The organism is Photorhabdus aballayi (assembly GCF_026153155.1).
In the GTDB taxonomy this organism is placed as follows: Bacteria; Pseudomonadota; Gammaproteobacteria; order Enterobacterales; family Enterobacteriaceae; genus Photorhabdus; species Photorhabdus luminescens.
The window spans coordinates 140,321-157,448 of sequence record NZ_JAPFCD010000007.1 but is presented as its reverse complement, the minus strand read 5'-3'; the positions used below and the strand labels follow the sequence as shown (position 1 = coordinate 157,448).

12 protein-coding genes and 1 rRNA gene are annotated in these 17,128 nt (G+C 42.1%); 2 read left to right on the top strand and 11 right to left on the bottom strand.

Going from position 1 to position 17,128, the window contains the following annotated elements:
• The first annotated feature begins 115 nt into the window (after window positions 1-115).
• Window positions 116-231: ribosomal RNA gene (gene rrf, locus OO184_RS06305) — 5S ribosomal RNA — on the top strand.
• A gap of 1,218 nt (window positions 232-1,449) precedes the next feature.
• On the opposite strand, the gene pssA is transcribed toward rrf, so the two are convergent.
• Together pssA and OO184_RS06295 are read right to left on the bottom strand one after the other, a co-directional pair.
• Window positions 1,450-2,805: a CDP-diacylglycerol--serine O-phosphatidyltransferase gene (gene pssA / locus OO184_RS06300; RefSeq protein ID WP_265378439.1), complete on the bottom strand. Its 1,356-nt coding sequence runs from the start codon at window positions 2,803-2,805 to the stop codon at window positions 1,450-1,452.
• A 163-nt stretch (window positions 2,806-2,968) separates the two neighbouring features.
• The gene (locus tag OO184_RS06295) at window positions 2,969-5,611 is read right to left on the bottom strand and encodes a bifunctional acetate--CoA ligase family protein/GNAT family N-acetyltransferase (protein WP_265378431.1); all 2,643 of its coding nucleotides are present in this window, start codon (window positions 5,609-5,611) and stop codon (window positions 2,969-2,971) included.
• 320 nt (window positions 5,612-5,931) lie between these two features.
• Here OO184_RS06295 and OO184_RS06290 point away from each other — a divergent pair, with 320 nt between their 5' ends.
• Window positions 5,932-6,948 carry a tRNA/rRNA methyltransferase gene (locus tag OO184_RS06290; RefSeq protein ID WP_265378430.1) on the top strand — a complete coding sequence of 339 codons (1,017 nt, stop codon included), beginning with the start codon at window positions 5,932-5,934 and terminating at the stop codon, window positions 6,946-6,948.
• Window positions 6,949-6,994: 46 nt separating this feature from the next.
• On the opposite strand, the gene emrB is transcribed toward OO184_RS06290, so the two are convergent.
• The 9 genes from emrB to proV all read right to left on the bottom strand — a co-directional run bounded on the left by emrB (window position 6,995) and on the right by proV (window position 16,891).
• On the bottom strand, window positions 6,995-8,536 hold the full coding sequence (emrB, locus tag OO184_RS06285) for a multidrug efflux MFS transporter permease subunit EmrB (RefSeq protein WP_265378429.1): 1,542 nt from the start codon (window positions 8,534-8,536) through the stop codon (window positions 6,995-6,997).
• 14 nt (window positions 8,537-8,550) lie between these two features.
• Window positions 8,551-9,741 (bottom strand): multidrug efflux MFS transporter periplasmic adaptor subunit EmrA, encoded by a 1,191-nt coding sequence (gene emrA / locus OO184_RS06280; protein ID WP_265378428.1) that lies wholly within the window; start codon window positions 9,739-9,741, stop codon window positions 8,551-8,553.
• Between the two features lie 236 nt (window positions 9,742-9,977).
• The gene (gene mprA / locus OO184_RS06275) at window positions 9,978-10,505 is read right to left on the bottom strand and encodes a transcriptional repressor MprA (protein ID WP_011145601.1); all 528 of its coding nucleotides are present in this window, start codon (window positions 10,503-10,505) and stop codon (window positions 9,978-9,980) included.
• A gap of 129 nt (window positions 10,506-10,634) precedes the next feature.
• Window positions 10,635-10,973, bottom strand: coding sequence for an L-valine transporter subunit YgaH (gene ygaH / locus OO184_RS06270; RefSeq protein WP_283256233.1), 339 nt, complete (start codon window positions 10,971-10,973; stop codon window positions 10,635-10,637).
• The gene (locus OO184_RS06265; protein WP_265378427.1) at window positions 10,970-11,728 is read right to left on the bottom strand and encodes an AzlC family ABC transporter permease; all 759 of its coding nucleotides are present in this window, start codon (window positions 11,726-11,728) and stop codon (window positions 10,970-10,972) included. Before OO184_RS06265 ends, ygaH begins: the two co-directional genes overlap by 4 nt.
• A gap of 80 nt (window positions 11,729-11,808) precedes the next feature.
• Window positions 11,809-13,044: an MFS transporter gene (locus tag OO184_RS06260; RefSeq protein WP_265378426.1), complete on the bottom strand. Its 1,236-nt coding sequence runs from the start codon at window positions 13,042-13,044 to the stop codon at window positions 11,809-11,811.
• A 500-nt stretch (window positions 13,045-13,544) separates the two neighbouring features.
• Entirely contained in the window at window positions 13,545-14,543 is a 999-nt protein-coding gene (proX, locus tag OO184_RS06255) for a glycine betaine/L-proline ABC transporter substrate-binding protein ProX (RefSeq protein ID WP_265378425.1), read from the bottom strand.
• A gap of 70 nt (window positions 14,544-14,613) precedes the next feature.
• On the bottom strand, window positions 14,614-15,699 hold the full coding sequence (gene proW, locus OO184_RS06250) for a glycine betaine/L-proline ABC transporter permease ProW (protein WP_265378424.1): 1,086 nt from the start codon (window positions 15,697-15,699) through the stop codon (window positions 14,614-14,616).
• Entirely contained in the window at window positions 15,692-16,891 is a 1,200-nt protein-coding gene (gene proV, locus OO184_RS06245) for a glycine betaine/L-proline ABC transporter ATP-binding protein ProV (protein WP_265378423.1), read from the bottom strand. Before proV ends, proW begins: the two co-directional genes overlap by 8 nt.
• Window positions 16,892-17,128 lie beyond the last annotated feature (237 nt).

Below are 17,128 nucleotides of genomic sequence, written 5' to 3'. Positions count from 1 at the left end.
AGTCGGAAGACAGTGAACGGTTGTCAGAAGACGGAAGAGAGAGATTTTTCGCTTGTTCAGAGATTGATGCGGCGGTTGCGGAAGAGACGCAACGGCCGGAGTAAAACCGAATATGCCTGGCGGCGATAGCGCGGCGGTCCCACCTGACCCCATGCCGAACTCAGCAGTGAAACGCCGTAGCGCCGATGGTAGTGTGGGGTCTCCCCATGTGAGAGTAGGGAACTGCCAGGCTTTAATTTAGCGTTGTGTGGCGTTGAAAGCAGCACAAGGCAAAAAAGCAGTAAGTAGGACAACTCCGTCGGGAATGGAGTTGAACGTCGCGAGTCGCGACGGCCCGAAGGGCAAACGGCACGAAAGCTGTTTGTAAACTGCCAGGCTTTAAATACAGTGGAAACCCTCAGCGAGAGCTGGGGGTTTTTGCGTTTTACATATACTTACTTTGTAATTTCATATGGTAAGTGCAATATGATCATGCTGTGATTAGATAAATTTTCATTCCTTTAAATAATTTATTAAGTGTTTTATCATTCCCCATTTTTCGCTGGGGTTTATGGCTAAATTTATTTTCTGGTTAGAGATTCTATTAAATTTATTCCTTTTAGGAAGTTCTGATTAGTTCATTTATATTCTCATTTGTCCTTTTCTTTTATGATGTATGAGAATTAGCAGCTTCGATTTTTTCTCTAATTTTTCACTGATAATTGCATGGTATGTAAACTCTAAACGGTTATCAAAAGTCATTTTTTAATCTTTTGTTTTATCATCATTAAATAGCGTTTTACGTTCATTTCAATATTAATAATGTATTCTTTATCTTTTCCAATTTTTCGTATCATTTTTCTAGTTACTAATTCTTCATTTGTTATTTCTGAATACTTATTAATATCTTCCCTATTTTTAATTGATAAAGCACTTGAAACTGAAACAGTTTTGGGTGCTATTTGCTTAATCTATTCTGGGATTTTATCTGATGTTTATTCCCGTTAGAATTGTAGAAATGAGTGGAGATGTTTTAAGTTTAACAAGTTATTATGTTTTTTGAGGAATAAATACCATCTTTAAATGGTATTACGCTGATGTTTTTTTGATTAATCTTATAAATATATTTTACTCCACTGGTTTTGTGATTTTATAAGTGAAACTTAGAGAAGGAGTTATCTACGAAACTTTAAATAAGATATTCCGGCCAGAAAAATAATATTTTTAAATAGAACATTCTAGGATTGCAATTCAATCAATTTTTTGCTGAAAAATAGTATATTAACAGGATTAGTTGTTTTATTTTTTATCTCCAGAAGCTGAATCTGAATTTACGTACTTTTGAATATTACTATTGTTTAAATAAAGTTGAGATTTATTACAACAAAATTCAATGATAAAAAAATCTCCCGAAATTATTCAATATCAGGAGATTTGATTTAGAAAAGATAATTCGCTTTATCGATTCAATTACAGAATACGACTAATTAATTTGTCTACCCGGATACGGCGTAAGCGTCGGATAAGTTTACGTACTTTGACTGGGTAAAACTGGATGCTGTCCAATTCCTGATAACTACTGACAACCGTAGTATAAGTGCGAATACAGTGTAGTTCTTTTGTACGTTGCTCCTGCATTTCTTTATGAGGATCGTGGATAAGAATGGCGTTTTCTAAGTCTAGTCCCCAGGCTCGAGGATTAAGATTATTTCCTGTAATTAATTGCCATTGATTGTCCACCCACACACCTTTCAGGTGGTAGCTATTATCACCATCTTTCCACAACCTGATAGTCAGTTGATTGTTGTCAATATAACGCTGTAGTCTGCTGATAAAACGGCGTAGATTGATTTCATACAAATAGGGTAATGCACCGATAATTTTAAATGGTTCTTCCGGTGGAATGTAAAAATCGTTAGCAGTTTTATCGCCAACAATAATTTCTACATGTTTACCTTGACGAAGTAGATGAACAATACGCCGGACAATGATGGCTGGCAGATTAAAATACGGAGTACAAATAATCAATTTTTGTTCTGTGCTAGCAATCAGATGGCTAATGGTTTTATTTAGTAGATTTTTCTTTCCCAGACCGGCAAGTGGCGTAACAGATAGCTCATCATTTGTTGCCTGGTTATTTATTTTATAGGTAGTATGCCGCAGAGAAAAACGTAATTGACGGATCAGGTTTTTGATTTCAGGAATACGAAGACGGTTCTTACAATCCAGTTTCTGTACGGCTCCTGTAGCGATAATGTAATTATCAACAAAGTGTTTCATTGCTTCTGCAAGTTTTGCATTGTGAAGCAAGTGGTAGCGATCATAACGATATTTATCATGTTGGTGGAGATAAACATCATTAATGCTTGCTCCGCTATAAACTACAGTGTCATCGAAGATAAAACCTTTTAAATGTAAAACACCCAGTGCTTCACGGGTATTTACAGGTACACCTAGCACTGGAATTTTCACATCGGGATAAGTTTCTGCCATAGAACAATACCAATCGGCATTTGTTGCCATTGCAGCGGCGCCAATTCGTCCACGTTGCGCTCGATGCCAGTCAACGAGCACTTTAATGTCCAAGCTCGGCCGTTGTTGTTTAGCTGTATAAAGTGCATTCAGGATATCTCTCCCTGCATCATCATTTTCCAGATAGAGGGAGATGATATAAATATGTTTTTCAGCGTTAGCAATTTTTTCCAGCAGGGTGCTGCGGAACACTTCAGGTTGATAAAGTGTTTTAACATCAGCAACTGACTGAGGTAGCTTAGGCAGTTGTGCAAGGTGTTGTTGATGTTTAGCATGTTTGAATTTAGACAACATCACAGTGCGCTTTTTCTCTTATGTTGGATGGCTAAAAGACTACTATGTAAAGCAATGAATCAAATGATCTGGCGATAATACCATTAGTCTGGCTAATTGTGAGCATGATTTAACGCTCTAATGCCTAATGATTCAAGTCTGTGCGATTCATCACGAAGTTGATTTAAAGTTCGAGGGATAAGTTTACAATGCTATCCTCAAATTGAACATCTATGGTAAATCCCAGTTTTTTAGCGAGTTTTATCATAGTGCGATTTTCTGGCATGGTGATAGCATTAAGGCGGTTTATGCCATGTTCTCGTGTATAGTTAATCAGTTTTATCATAAGCTGATATCCAAGGGTAATCCCTTTTAAGTCAGAACGCACTAGCACAGCAAATTCTGCTTCGACATTATCAGGATCAGCTATGGCACGAGTAACCCCGATAATTTCCGGAGTCGTTTTAGGATGTCGTATGGCAACAAATGCCATTTCGCGGTCATAATCAATTTGGGTCATATTGGCCAGATCATCGTGTGTAAATTCGCTGATTTCACTAAAGTAGCGGTAATAGAGATCTTCTTTAGTAACCTGGCTGATAAAATCTTTCAGCAACGGTTCATCTTCTGGCAGAATCGGACGTAGCAGGCATTCTGCATCCCCTTTGAGTTTTATCGTTTCTTCTAGTTCGCTTGGGTATGGACGGATAGCTAATCTGGTTCGTGGATCACCTTCTATCGAAGATAATTCCATTGAAACATCTAATAATGTGAGTTCGTCTCCAGAAGCCAGTAATGGATGAATATCTAGTCGTACAATTTGCGGGCAATCAAGTAACAGATTAGATACCTGAACTAACAGTCGGCTGAGTGCTAGTACGTCTAATGATTGAGGAGCTCCCCTGAGCTTAATTTTTCTACTTTTAATCGCCTGAATAACCAGATATCGCGCTAACGCCATATTGAGAGGCGGCAATGCTACGGCTGCTTGTGTCTCTTGTGACCACTCAATACCTCCTTCACCTAGCATAATCAGTGGGCCAAATACCTCATCTTGTTCTACTGCGATACGTAGCTCTTGTGCGCCGGCACGGTTTGCCATGCTTTGAACTAACAGTCCTTGAATTCTTGCGTGTGGGAAATTCTGATTGACACGTTCAATAATCGCTTGAGCAGAAGCCTTGACTTCGTTTGCATTTCGCAAATAGAGCATAACCCCCTGAACTTCTGATTTATGCGGGATATCTGGCGAGTGTAATTTCAGAGCGACAGGATAACCGATCTGTTGGGCAATATTGACAGCTTCATCGCTGTTATGAGCAATCCATGTTGGCAACGTATTGAGGCCATAGGCTGCCAGAATAGGTTGAACTTCATGAGTATCTAGACGTGAGTTTCCTTGTTCCAACGCCTGTTGTATGCACTGATGGGCACGTGCTGTATTAGCTGTGATGTTTACTGGTAGGGCGGGTGTTTCTGTTAATTGTTTTTGATTGCGGCGATATTCCACCATGTGCATGAAAGCAGTAATTGCTCCTTCAGGGGTGCGATAAGTTGGAATACTTGCTTCACTGAATAGGCGGCGGGCTTCTTGAGAAGAGTATTCACCGCACCAATTAGTAAAAATAGTTAGCCATTTTCCCCTCGGGTGTGTACGGATTGTTTCAATGACTTTTGTGGCGGTTTGAATACCGGGAGCAATTGCGCTAGGAGAATGAATAAGTAACAGAGCATCATGATCATGGCTGTCTAGTAATGGTTTTAACGCAGCGATATAACGTTCTACCGTGGAGTCATCTCTTAAATCCAGTGGATTATGTAGGGAGATAGTTTCTGGTAGTTGTGTTTTTAGCGCCTTTGTTGTCTCTTCGCCTAATATTGCGAGCTTACCGTTACGGAGGAATAACTCATCCAGCGCCATTGAGGTTGGAGCAGCACCATTGCTGACGATAAATAGTCGTTCCCCCCGTAAAGGTGACATATGGCTTAAGGTTTCTACAGCAGAAAACATTTCATGCATATCTTGTACGCGTAATAACCCTGCTCGCTGAATTGCTGCATCATAGGCTGCATCCAGATTTTGTTGTTCACCAAGTAATTTCTGTGCTCGTCTGGTACGGCCGCTTTTGACCACTAAAATAGGTTTATTGCGGGAAGCGCTTCTAGATGCTGAAAGAAAGCGACGGGCGTGATGGATATGCTCTAAATGGAGCAAGATGGCGCTGGTTTTACTGTCACGAGCCAGAAAATCGAGTAGATGATCAATATCAATATCTACACTGTCACCTAACGCGATAAAGTAGGAAAATCCGACTCCCCGATGTTGTGCCCAGTCAAGAATCGTATTTGAGACTGCCGCAGATTGAGAAATAAAGGCTAATTTCCCTTTGAGAATTGGAATCGGGGAAAAGCTGGCATTCAGCCCTTGCCAGGGAGCTAATAGTCCCAAACTGTTTGGTCCAAGTAGCCGGATACTATAGTGCTGGCAGTACTGTTTTAATTCAGTAAATTGGGGTTTTGGCGAGGAAAGAATAATCACTGTTTTGCAACCCAATTGCCCTAGTTGTTCCAGGCATGGCAAATTACGGTGATGATGAGTACAGATAATAGCCAAATCTGGTGTGATTGGTAATTTATCTATTGAAGGGTAAGCCAGAACTCCTTGAACAGAATGGCTATTGGGAGTTACCGGTAGTATTGGCCCGGCAAAACCGCCTGCAAGCAGGTTGCGCATCATAACTGAACCCGCTCGTTCTGGTTTTTCTGAGGCGCCAATTACAGCAATGGATTTAGGGCGTAATAAAGCTTCAAGTCCGCGCTGGCTCATCAGGAGGCTCCTTATTTGTGGTTAGTTGATAACTGTAGCTGATTTCGCAAGTCATTGCTGTGACTTACGTTATCGGATGCAGTTGCTGAGAAGCAATTAAATTGCCAGCTTGTTCTAAAATGGTACCGGGTTGTAGCTTGAATATCTTTGGTGGGGGGCTGTTTCAACAGGTAGCCTGACTGTGCTCTCCATAGCAAGTACGGCATGTCTCGCAGAAAGCAGGAAATTAAGAGCGCATTTTGGTGGATTATGGTTGTCAGAGGTAGCTTAAGATGCGCACATCAGGTAATCTTCGCGCCATAAAGCAGTTGGAGAAACGAATGAACGATTCATACAGTGGTAAAAATGGCAAAGTCAAAGTGATGTATGTCCGCAGTGAGGGCGATAATGACAGCCGCAGCAATAACAAACGTCCGTCTGGCAAAGGACGCGATCAAGGTCAGCGTCGTCGGGACAATGAGCGAACATCCCGTTCTCCGCGAGCCAATGAGCGTGAAAGATCGCCCTGGAAAACAGTGTCACGCCCTGAGAGTGATTCTTTAACGCCAGTGCATGGTGGTATCAGTGGGAAAAGCCAGATTGATCCTGAACAGCTCCGTCGTCAGCGAATGGAAGAAACTCGGATTTATGGTGAAAATGCTTGTCAGGCGATGTTTAAAAATCGTTCTGAAGCGATAGTTCGTGCTTGGTTCGTTGAGTCAGTGACACCACGTTTCCGCAATGCTCTGAAATGGATGGCCGCTAACCGTAAAGCCTATCATGTTGTGGATGAGGCTGAACTGGCGAAAGTGTCGGGTACTGAACATCATGGTGGTGTTTGTTTTCTGATTAAGAAACGCAACGGCCTAGATGCAGAGACCTACCTGCAAGATGCTCCAGTAAAAGATTGTGTTTTGGCTCTTGAAGATGTGGGTAATCCTCACAACCTTGGCGCTATTATGCGAAGTTGTGCGCATTTCGGTGTGCAAGGAGTGATTTTGCACGATGTGGCCTTGTTGGAATCGGGTGCGGCTATCCGTACAGCAGAGGGTGGCGCTGAGCATATTAAAGGTATTGATGCTGATCGCTTGATCACTACACTGGATAAATTTCGTCAAGCGGGTTACACCATTGTAACGACATCCAGCCATAAAGGTAGCACCGCTTTAGCTAGAGCTGAATTACCGGAAAAAATGGTTCTGGTACTGGGTCAGGAACGTGATGGCTTGAGTGACAGTGCTTTTGAACATGGTGATATGAGCTTGTTCGTTGGTGGCGCGGGGTTGGTTGAAAGCCTGAATGTTTCTGTTGCAACTGGCATTATGCTAGCTGAATGGTGGCGACAGAATAAAGCTTGATAGGAAAAGCGGGGAGTGTAATGTTCCCCGCTTTGCTATTTAAGATTTAGTGGGCTCCGCCAATATTCTCTTTACTTCCTTGTGTGAATGGTGGTTTTGCGAACCAGACCAGTACGATTAATATCAGGAATACACCGGCGGAGAGCCAGAAAATTTCATTCGCTGAAATTATGAGTCCTTGATGGGTAATCTCTTTTGCCAGATACGCGGGAATTTGTTGGTTATTCATTCCCGATTCCGATAATTGTCGGTAAATCTGTTGAGTGTCGGGGCTATAAGGGTTGATGTGTTCGGTAAAATGGGAATGATGCATTGATTCGCGTTGGGTCCACATGGTTGTTGTTAGTGATGTTCCTATTGAACCAGCCAATGTCCGGATGAAATTCGATAGACTGGATGCAGATGCCACTCGTTCTGGCGGCAAGCCGGAAAGAGTAATGGTTGTGAGTGGCATGAAGAAACAGGCAATAGCAAATCCTTGGATAAATTGAGGCCATGCGACTGCGGCAAAATCCATGCCGGGTTCGAATGTATATGCACGCCAGTAATAACAGATGGCATAAACAACAAAGCTGAATGTCACTATGTAGCGCATATCTGCTTTATTGCTGAATTTACCAATCAGTGGAGAAATGATTAGTGGTAACAATCCTACCGGTGCTGATGCAAGACCTGACCAAGTTGCGGTATAACCGAACACTTCTTGTAATAACTGCGGTAATAACACGATTGTGCCAAAATAGAGCATATAAGCTAAGCTCAAACAGAAGCAGCCAATGGTAAAATTACGTTCTTTGAACAGTGATAAGTCAATAATCGGGTTATCGTCGGTCAATTCCCATACCACCAGAAATGCTAATGAGATGATTGCGATAACTGCTAAAATGATAATTTCTGTAGAGTTAAACCAGTCTAGCTCTTTACCCTGATCTAGCATGATCTGTAAACAACCAACGCCGACAACTAATAACATCAGCCCTATTGTGTCGATAGGCTTGATCTCTGTTTGAGTTTCACGCCCTTTCAGCGTTTGCATAGCAATCAGAATAATCGCTATACCAACAGGCACGTTGATAAAGAAAATCCACCCCCAATGATAGTTATCACTGATGTAACCACCCAGAATAGGGCCAAAAATCGGTGCGACAATAATCGTGATTGACCATAGCGCCAATGCCATATTTCCTTTGGCTGGTGGATAATTGTTCAGAAGTAGGCTTTGTGAAAGGGGGATAAGAGGACCTGCAACTAATCCCTGAATAACCCGAAAGAAGATTAGCATGTTAAGACTGTTGGAAATACCGCATAGCCAAGAAGCGATGGCGAACAGTGCGGTTGACCAGATGAATAATTTAACTTCGCCGATGCGTTTTGCCAGCCATCCAGTAATTGGGATGGAAATCGCATTGGCAACGCCGAAAGAGGTAATTACCCAGATTCCTTGAGAATTTGATGAGCCCAGATTACCTGAAATTGTGGGTATTGCTACGTTAGCAATGGTGGAGTCCAACACTTGCATGAACGTTGCCAGAGATAACGCAATGGTCATCCATGCAAGTTTGGCACCTGTAAGCGGCTGTCTTGTCACCTTGGCCTCCGGTATTATTTTCCGGCATTACTATTAATAATGTCGTTAACTATTTTGCTGGCAGGAGACATATCTATTGCCAGTGCCGTGGTGTGATAAGCCGATTTAGTACGTGTTCTGTCAGATAAAACGGGGCCATCAGGACTTGCGGTATCCACTCTGACTTTAGTCGATAGGCCGATGCGTAGTGGGTATTTTTCCAATTGTCCAGGATCAAGCTCAATGCGGACGGGTAAACGTTGTACAACCTTAATCCAATTGCCACTGGCGTTCTGAGCGGGTAATAAAGAGAAGGCGCTGCCGGTACCCATATCAAGGCCGGTAATTTTGCCGCTAAATACCTTGCTTCCACCATAGAAATCGCTGGTGATTTCCACCGGTTGACCAATGCGCATACCCGAAATTTGCGTCTCCTTGAAGTTAGCTTCGATCCACATATCGTTTGCCGAAACTATCGCCATTAGTGGAGTATTTTTATTAATTTGAGCACCAACTTGTACACTACGGCGTGAGACATAGCCATCGATTGGGCTGACTATTTTCGTGCGTTGTAATGCCAGCCAAGCATTACGGACTTCCGTTGCAGCTTGTTCAACGGCAGGCTGTTTCTCTAGAGGCGTATTCAGGATAATTGCTTGATTAGCGTTATATTGTTCGATAGCCACATCCAGCGCGGCTCGGGCACTGGCGACGGCTTCCTGTGCATGTTGCAACTCTTCTTTGCCAATGACTCTTTGAGCGCTAAGTATTTCTCGGCGGCTAAGATCATTTTGAACTTTGGTTAATTCGGATCTGCGTAGGGCGATGTTAGCCTGATACTGTTTGCTATTAACTATCTGTTGATGAGTTTGGCGAACACTATTGGCTAATGCTGTTTTTGCTTTTTCTAATGCTAATTCTGCATCACGGGGATCGAGTTGTACCAGTACATTACCGCTTTTCACAAAGTCAGTATTGTCAAAGTTAACTGTGATTACACTGCCAGCAACTTGCGACATGATTTGAACTTGATTACCTGTAACGTAGGCGTTATCTGTTTCCTGATGATGGCGTAAAATGAGAAACCAATAGAAAAAGTAGGCAACACCGAGCAGAGTGAAGACAAGGGTTAGTAACATTAAGGCACGACTACGTTGCCTTTTTTTGCTACTGTTTGGGTTTGGATCTTGTGTCGCTTGTACTTCTGTTTCCTCATTTGCACTCATAGTAAATCCCCATGCTTGTTATTTATCTTTTAGTAATACTATTTTTTTCAGATCACTTTCCAGTAGTGGGTATATCATCACTACTGGAAAGATGAATGACACAGGGTCCAATGTTATCGAAGAATAATAGTTAGCTTTTTGCAGAAAATATCATCTTAGCTAACAGGAAAATTTTTTCGAACAATTTAACCAGGGAAGTGTTGTTTTGGATAAAAATTGTTCGATTAAATAACAAGCTATTTTTTGATACAATCGCCCATTGTATCAAGTCTGACCAGTAATTTTCTCATTAACTTTTCTAACTGTTTTTGTTCCTCCTGGTCAAGGCATGACCAAAGTCTTCTCAGGCACTCATGTTGAGGTGGAAGCAAACTATTTAAAAATTTTGTACCTTGTTCTGTCAGATGAAGATGAAGGCAACGGCGGTCGTTATGACTTTCCTTTCTTTCAATCCACTCCTGCTTTTCTAATTCATCAGCAATACGAGTGGCGTTAGTACGGGAAGAACCCAATGCGGCACTTAATTCTGATGGCTGAATGCTGTGGCTTTCCTTAGTATCAAGGATCATCAAGGCCATGAACAAAGTTTCATTGATGCCTTGAGCTTTCAGCATATTATTACGGTTTTCAAGCAATTTACTTTGGACGTGCATTGATAACCTAGTCAACAGGATCTCTTGATAAGGGATATCTTTATTTAATTTGGCTTGCTGTGCTGCACGAATATTCAGTAATTCTTCGGTAGGCGTAAACGAACTTTCCATTATTTAGATACCTTATTAGTTTCAACTGGTAAGATAACTTTTGTTATCAAACATCCAAATGGTATATTAAAAGATAAATTTAGCAATTGTAGTTATTTGTTATCATCATATTTCTTTTGATATTGATACCTAATTCATAAATATTTTGAATGTTAGTCCAAAAAGCAGTGCGCCAAATAACGTTGCGAGTATAATTTTCCTTGTTTTGTAAAAGATTAAGCAGATGGTTAGACAACCTATGAGGGTAGGAAATAGTTTTTGACTCTCTTTCATTACATCAGGTACACCCGATACGATGAGTAAAGAACAAATGGATGCAATGCCAATACTGTCAAGAATAATGCTTGTTTTTCCACCTTTTTTGCCGGCAGATTGGCGTGCTTTCCCAAATCGCAGCGGCAGATAGCGAAACGAAAAGTTAGCTAACCCAACAAATAGCCCAATGAGCAAAATCTTACTGTCAATCATGGTATTTCCTTTTGTTCAGAAGAGTCATTGCAACTGTTTTGCGGTTGTAACAGTGCTGCGATACAACCACCGACAATACCTGCCAGAATAGCAACTGGAATTGAGAAAAATGTAATCCCCAAAAGCGCTCCGGTTAGCGCGGTTGCAACACAATAACTATTTTGCTTTCTGCAAGAAGCAAGAAGAAAACTGAGAAACAGTGCTGGTAACATGAAAATCATGGCAGCTTCTACGGCAGGATAGGATTCCAAATAACCGTTGCCAAGAAATGCCCCGGCTGTGGTACCTGCGACCCAGGCCAGCCAGGAACAGATTGCAATAGCAACCATCCAGTTTTCACTCCAGCTCCGTTGGTTCTTAATGAGTTTTGCGGTAGCGGCGGCAAAAACCTCATCTGTCAGACCAAAAGCCCAGATAACGGTTTTTTTCTCTGTTAACTTATCTTTGATACGGTACCTTAAAGATGGGCCATAAAGAACATGGCGAACATCCATTGCCATGATCGTTAGGGCAGAAATCCACAGTGATGTGCCTGCGCTCAGTAAAGCTGTGATGACGAACTGACTTGCGCCGGCGTAGATGATGCATGAGAAGAAAATGGCTTCTATTGGGTTGAAGCCAAGTTTGACGGCATTAAGGCCAAAAGCAAAGGCTACGGGAATGTAGCCGATGACAATGGGTAAACTGTCTATTATTCCTTCAGTAAAAGAAGATTTTTTACTGGTTAAGGGCGGTGGTGCATCAGAAACAGGCATAAAATCTATCTGGTTATATAATTGTTATGTAACATTAACAAAAGGAAACCAAATAGAAAATATCATCCTTAACAAATGTTTCATAAATGTTTTTCTTTAAACATTCTTGTATTGTGACTTGTTTCTTGCTGCGTCTTTGGTTCGTGCTTTTTGCCCAAAAACCACACGATTAGACTGATTATGCAGATAGCAATGCCAGAGGCGGCAACACCATACCAACCTGAGTGTTTGTAAGCATAACCTGAAACCAGAGAGCCAACGGCGCCGCCAATGAAATAGCTGGTCATGTAAGCGGCAGTGAGCCGGTTTCTGGCTTCTGGCATGATGCGGTATATCGTGCTTTGATTTGTAACGTGAACACCTTGAATCGCAATATCAAGGAGAAAAATACCAATTATAAAGCCAATTAGTGATTCTTTGGCTAAACCGATTGGTATCCATGAAAAAAGTAATAGCGCCAGGGAAATGCTGGTGGTCAGAGGACCTTTGCCTTTATCAACGAGTTGTCCGGTTTTGGTTGCCATTAGTGCTCCGGCGGCGCCGACTAATCCAAATAAACCGATGATTCCTTCAGAATAGTTAAAAGGAGGTGCTGAGAGCAGGAATGCCATTGACGTCCATAGCAGGCTGAAGTTGGCAAATGTCAGCGCACCCAGTATGGCGCGTACTCTTAGCAGCGGACTGGTAGTGACAAGGTTTACAATAGAGCCAAGTAATTGGAAATAATTGAGATTAGTGACTTGTTTATAACGGGGCAGATAGCGCCACAGTGTCAGAGAAAGAATCACCAATAAAACACTGGCAACCCAAAAAACAGTTCTCCAGCCGCCAAAAGTCGCCATTGTTCCTGAGATGGTTCTTGCCAGTAATATTCCAAGCAGTAAACCGCTCATAATCGTACCGACAGCTTTTCCACGTTGATGAGGAAGGGCAAGTGTTGCGGCCAGCGGGACCAGTATTTGAGCAACCACCGAAAATAAGCCCGTCATTGCCGTTCCCAGTAACATTTGCCAGATGTTCTGCGACGTGGCGGTAATCAGTAATCCAACAGTGGCTAATATTGTCATTGAGACAATTAAACTGCGTCGTTCGAACATATCACCTAATGGCACAAGGAATGTTAGGCCAACGGCATAGCTCAATTGAGCTGTGGTTACAATAAACCCCGCTTCATTGACGGTCAGATTAAATTGTAACGCAATAGTATCGAGTAGCGGCTGTGCATAGTAGTTGCTGGCGACAACCAGACCTGTGGCGATTGCGATCAGTGCAATCAACGCTGGACTTAATGGTGTACGGGAAATATTTTCTTCCATAAATGTATTTTCTTATATTTAAACGGCAGGTTAGGAGTGAGTGGACAGCTCGTTAAAGTCTATAGTCACGAGCTAAACTTTTCGCATTGTAATGAGTTTTTATTCAGGTTCAACGGTAAAGCTGCGAGAGTGGTCGCTAAAGAGACTCTGTTGAATATTCATTGTTTTAGGTAGTTTTAACCTTGTGATTTAATATCAAATCGAACTGAGAATGGAAATGTGAAAACGCTATTAATTCTTACTATTTGCTGTAGTATGGCGAGAATGACTATACCCGTCATCTTTCAAGTTGCCTCTTTGTTGGCTGTGCTCGTTCACCCCAGTCACATCGTTATCTATGCTCCCTGGGATTCTCTCCCTTGCCGTCGCGATGCATCTTGAAATCCATTGGGTATATAAAATTGGTGAAATATAAATCTTAATAAGAATTTTGCGTCAGAAAAAATAGCAGTAAAAAACAGTGAATTGTTTAGTGCCAATTCACTGTGATGCTTTAAATATTAATTTTTTCCGGCGGCTTCAATGGCAGTTTTAACCCAATCATCAAACAATTTTTGATGAGCCTTAATCCAACCATTGGCGTGGCGTTCAATCTCCGCTTGTGATGCTTCACCATTATGCATCCGCAGGTTTTGGGCATTGATATCCGCAAGGGGCATTTTCATGATAGAAAATAGTTTGGCGGCGGACGGGTTGCCTTCTGCCCACTTTTTATTGGCGGCAATGTGCATAATACTTGGTGGGAAACCATAGTTAGCGCCATTTGGCAGTTTCGTATCTATTTTTTCATCGTTAGGCATAGCGGAGAAAGGAACTTGCAGCCAGACAACATCTTTACCCGGTTTCAGCACATCACTAACCCAATAAGGTGTCCATGTGTAATATAAGATGGGTTTGCCTTCTTTATAGCGGGTAATGGTATCTGCCATCATGGCTGCATAGTTCCCTTGATTATGTTCAACGCTATTGTTTAAACCATAAGCTTTAAGATGATGGTTAATGGCGATTTCACAGCCCCAACCGGGATTACAGCCAGTCAAATCGGCTTTGCCATTACCGTTGGTATCGAATAATTTGGCTATTTTCGGATCTTTCAATTGGGCGATATTCGTGATGTTGTATTTTTCCGCTGTTTTTTTGTCGATTAAGTATCCCTGAGCGGCATTTTCTACATAGTTGCCAACCCGGTAGAATTTTGCATTACCGCCGGTTGCTTGATATTGGGTGTTGTGCAGTGGTTCCCAACTGACAGCCATAAAGGTTGCGTCACCGGAAGCGATAGAGGAATAGGCGACGTTATAGTCTACTTCTTTGATAGGTTTGACATCATAACCAAGCTTTTCCAATGCTTTACTGACGATCAGCGTCTGGAATGTTTCTTCGCTAAGGGTGCTTTGTACGGGTTGTACGCTGATACCTTTACCGGGTAATTCGACAGCGAATAATTGAGAACTTATCAGTGATGACAGGGATATCGCCCAGATAACTATTTTGCGCATGGTTTTTCCTCCTGTTGCAGTCATCATGTGTTTACCAAACTCTTGTGGTTTGGATAGGTGTTTTTGAAGGTTATGCTTTTTGGCTGAATAAACGGGTAATTAATCCAATTGGTCCAGTGACATACCAGCGATTTACCCCTTTAGTCCGGTTACCGCGGCCAAGAGACTGTGTTAGGCGGTCAAGGAGAATCGCCAGAATAACAATTCCAACTCCACCTACGGTGGCAAGTCCCATATCAAGACGGCCAATACCTCGCAAAACCATTTGGCCTAAACCACCAACGGCAATCATTGATGCAATAACAACCATTGATAGGGCCAGCATCAGGGTTTGGTTGACTCCGGCCATAATGGTTGGCATAGCCAGTGGTAATTGAACTTTAAACAACATTTGGCGAGGGCTGGCGCCAAAAGATTCAGCTGCTTCTACCAGATCTGTCGGAACTTGTTTGATGCCTAAAATTGTCAGACGGACAATCGGAGGTAGAGCAAAGATAATAGTGACGATAACCCCAGGCACGTTACCGATGCCAAATAGCATGACAATCGGGACCAGATAGACGAATGCTGGTGTGGTTTGCATGGCATCAAGCAGAGGTTGGATAATTTTTGCAGCTCTCTTGCTGTGTGCCAGCCAGATACCAAGCGGTAAGCCAACGATAATGCAGAACAACAGAGATGTCAGAGCTAATGACAGAGTGACCATTGCTTCAGACCATGCGCCTATTGCACCAATAATTACCAGAGAAATCAGAGCGGTAATACCCATACCAATGCCTGATAACTGCCAGGCAATCAAGGCAAAAAATAGAATAGCAATAGGGGCCGGTATTGAAGTTAGACATTGTTCGAAACTACTGAGAACGAAATCAATGGGAACGCGTATTCCTTGAAATGCGGGACGAAAATTTAACACAACCCAATCAATAGCATGGGTTACCCATGAATCTAAGGGAATAAGTGGGTGCTGGAATGGGTCCATGATATTGAAATGTTCAGGCTGTACCGTAGTTGCGGGCGCATCAAGCCAGTCAGAACCCGTTGAATTGTCAGCACTGGTTCCGTTGCTCCAGGGGTCTGTATTATCAGCAGCGGTGGAAGGAGTATCCCATGTATTCTGTTCAGGCTGAGTTTGATGCTCGTTTTGATTACTCATTTGGTGTCTCCTTATCTAATGCCTGCAACAGCATCCCTTTGGAAATAACGCCGATATATTTGTCGTTATTTCCAACAACCGGAATCGCACAAGGTGATTGTGCGACAACAGCAATCAGCTCGTTGAGGGGCATATCTGCGGCAACTGCGGTTGGTTCCGCTAATATGGCGTGTTCGATAGATTTTTTTTCCCGTAATGTGTTTTCCAATGAATTTACGGAAACTATACCGGCGAATTTTTGTCCATGTTCGATCAGGTAACCATAATTTCTGTTTTCGTCATCGAGAACTTTCAATGCAGAAAGAGGGCCAAAGCCGGGTGCAATATGAAGCAGAGAGTCTGGACGGCGACGGGCAATGTCTTTAGCACTAAATACATGGCTGATATCTACGCCACGAAAGAAAGTTTTCACATAATCATTTGCTGGATTATTCAGGATTTCATCAGGTGTCCCGACCTGTACAACAACACCATCTTGCATAATGGCGATCCGATCGCCGATACGCATTGCTTCATCCAAATCATGAGAGATAAAGACGATAGTCCGTGGTTGATTGCCTTGCAGGCTTAACAGTTCATCTTGCATTTCTGTACGAATTAATGGATCAAGGGCAGAAAATGCTTCGTCCATTAGCAAAATATCTGGGTTATTAGCCAGTGCTCTGGCAAGCCCGACACGCTGGCGCATTCCGCCTGAGAGCTCATCTGGATAGGATTGAGCATAATTTTCCAGGTTTACCTGTTTCAGTGCGTCCAACGCTTTTTTATTGCGTTCTTGTTTGGTGATGCCGGCAAGTTCCATACCAAAAGCGCTGTTTTCCAGTATGTTTAAATGTGGCATCAGTGCAAATGATTGGAAAACCATACTGATTTTGTTGCGGCGAATTTCTCTTAACGCTGTTTCTGAAATCTCAGAAATATCTTCACCATCAATTAATACCTGGCCGCGAGTCGGTTTTATCAGGCGATTGAGAAGGCGTACCATTGTGGATTTGCCGGAGCCAGACAATCCCATGATGACAAATATTTCGCCTTCTTCAATAGTCAGATTGGCATTTTGTATACCAACAGTCATACCTGTCTTTTCAAATATCTGATCTTTGCTCAAACCCGAATTCAGTAATTTGAAAGCATATTCAGGACGATCGCCAAATATCTTATAGAGGTTTTTAACTTCAAGTTTAATTGCCATGAAATAGTTATCTTCCTTTCAATGGTTATGTAATGGCGTTATGCATTATTCATCTCTGCATGATTCTTTGAATATATATACCCTAACATACTGAGAGAGCCTGACAACCCTATGTTAATAACAATTAATGTAAAAATTGGTAATATTGAATGGCTTAAATTAAATGTATTTGTCGTAATTTTATTGTTATTAGCGATTTGTTTTGCCTAAATTTATGCTGTTATTGAAAGGGTGGGT

Excerpts from the sequence above, each read along its gene's own strand:
- pssA (WP_265378439.1), bottom strand. The coding sequence starts at position 2,805 with ATGTTGTCTAAATTCAAACATGCTAAACATCAACAACACCTTGCACAA.
- OO184_RS06295 (WP_265378431.1), bottom strand. The coding sequence starts at position 5,611 with ATGAGCCAGCGCGGACTTGAAGCTTTATTACGCCCTAAATCCATTGCT.
- OO184_RS06290 (WP_265378430.1), top strand. The coding sequence starts at position 5,932 with ATGAACGATTCATACAGTGGTAAAAATGGCAAAGTCAAAGTGATGTAT.
- emrA (WP_265378428.1), bottom strand. The coding sequence starts at position 9,741 with ATGAGTGCAAATGAGGAAACAGAAGTACAAGCGACACAAGATCCAAAC.
- mprA (WP_011145601.1), bottom strand. The coding sequence starts at position 10,505 with ATGGAAAGTTCGTTTACGCCTACCGAAGAATTACTGAATATTCGTGCA.
- ygaH (WP_283256233.1), bottom strand. The coding sequence starts at position 10,973 with ATGATTGACAGTAAGATTTTGCTCATTGGGCTATTTGTTGGGTTAGCT.
- OO184_RS06265 (WP_265378427.1), bottom strand. The coding sequence starts at position 11,728 with ATGCCTGTTTCTGATGCACCACCGCCCTTAACCAGTAAAAAATCTTCT.
- OO184_RS06260 (WP_265378426.1), bottom strand. The coding sequence starts at position 13,044 with ATGGAAGAAAATATTTCCCGTACACCATTAAGTCCAGCGTTGATTGCA.
- proX (WP_265378425.1), bottom strand. The coding sequence starts at position 14,543 with ATGCGCAAAATAGTTATCTGGGCGATATCCCTGTCATCACTGATAAGT.
- proW (WP_265378424.1), bottom strand. The coding sequence starts at position 15,699 with ATGAGTAATCAAAACGAGCATCAAACTCAGCCTGAACAGAATACATGG.
- proV (WP_265378423.1), bottom strand. The coding sequence starts at position 16,891 with ATGGCAATTAAACTTGAAGTTAAAAACCTCTATAAGATATTTGGCGAT.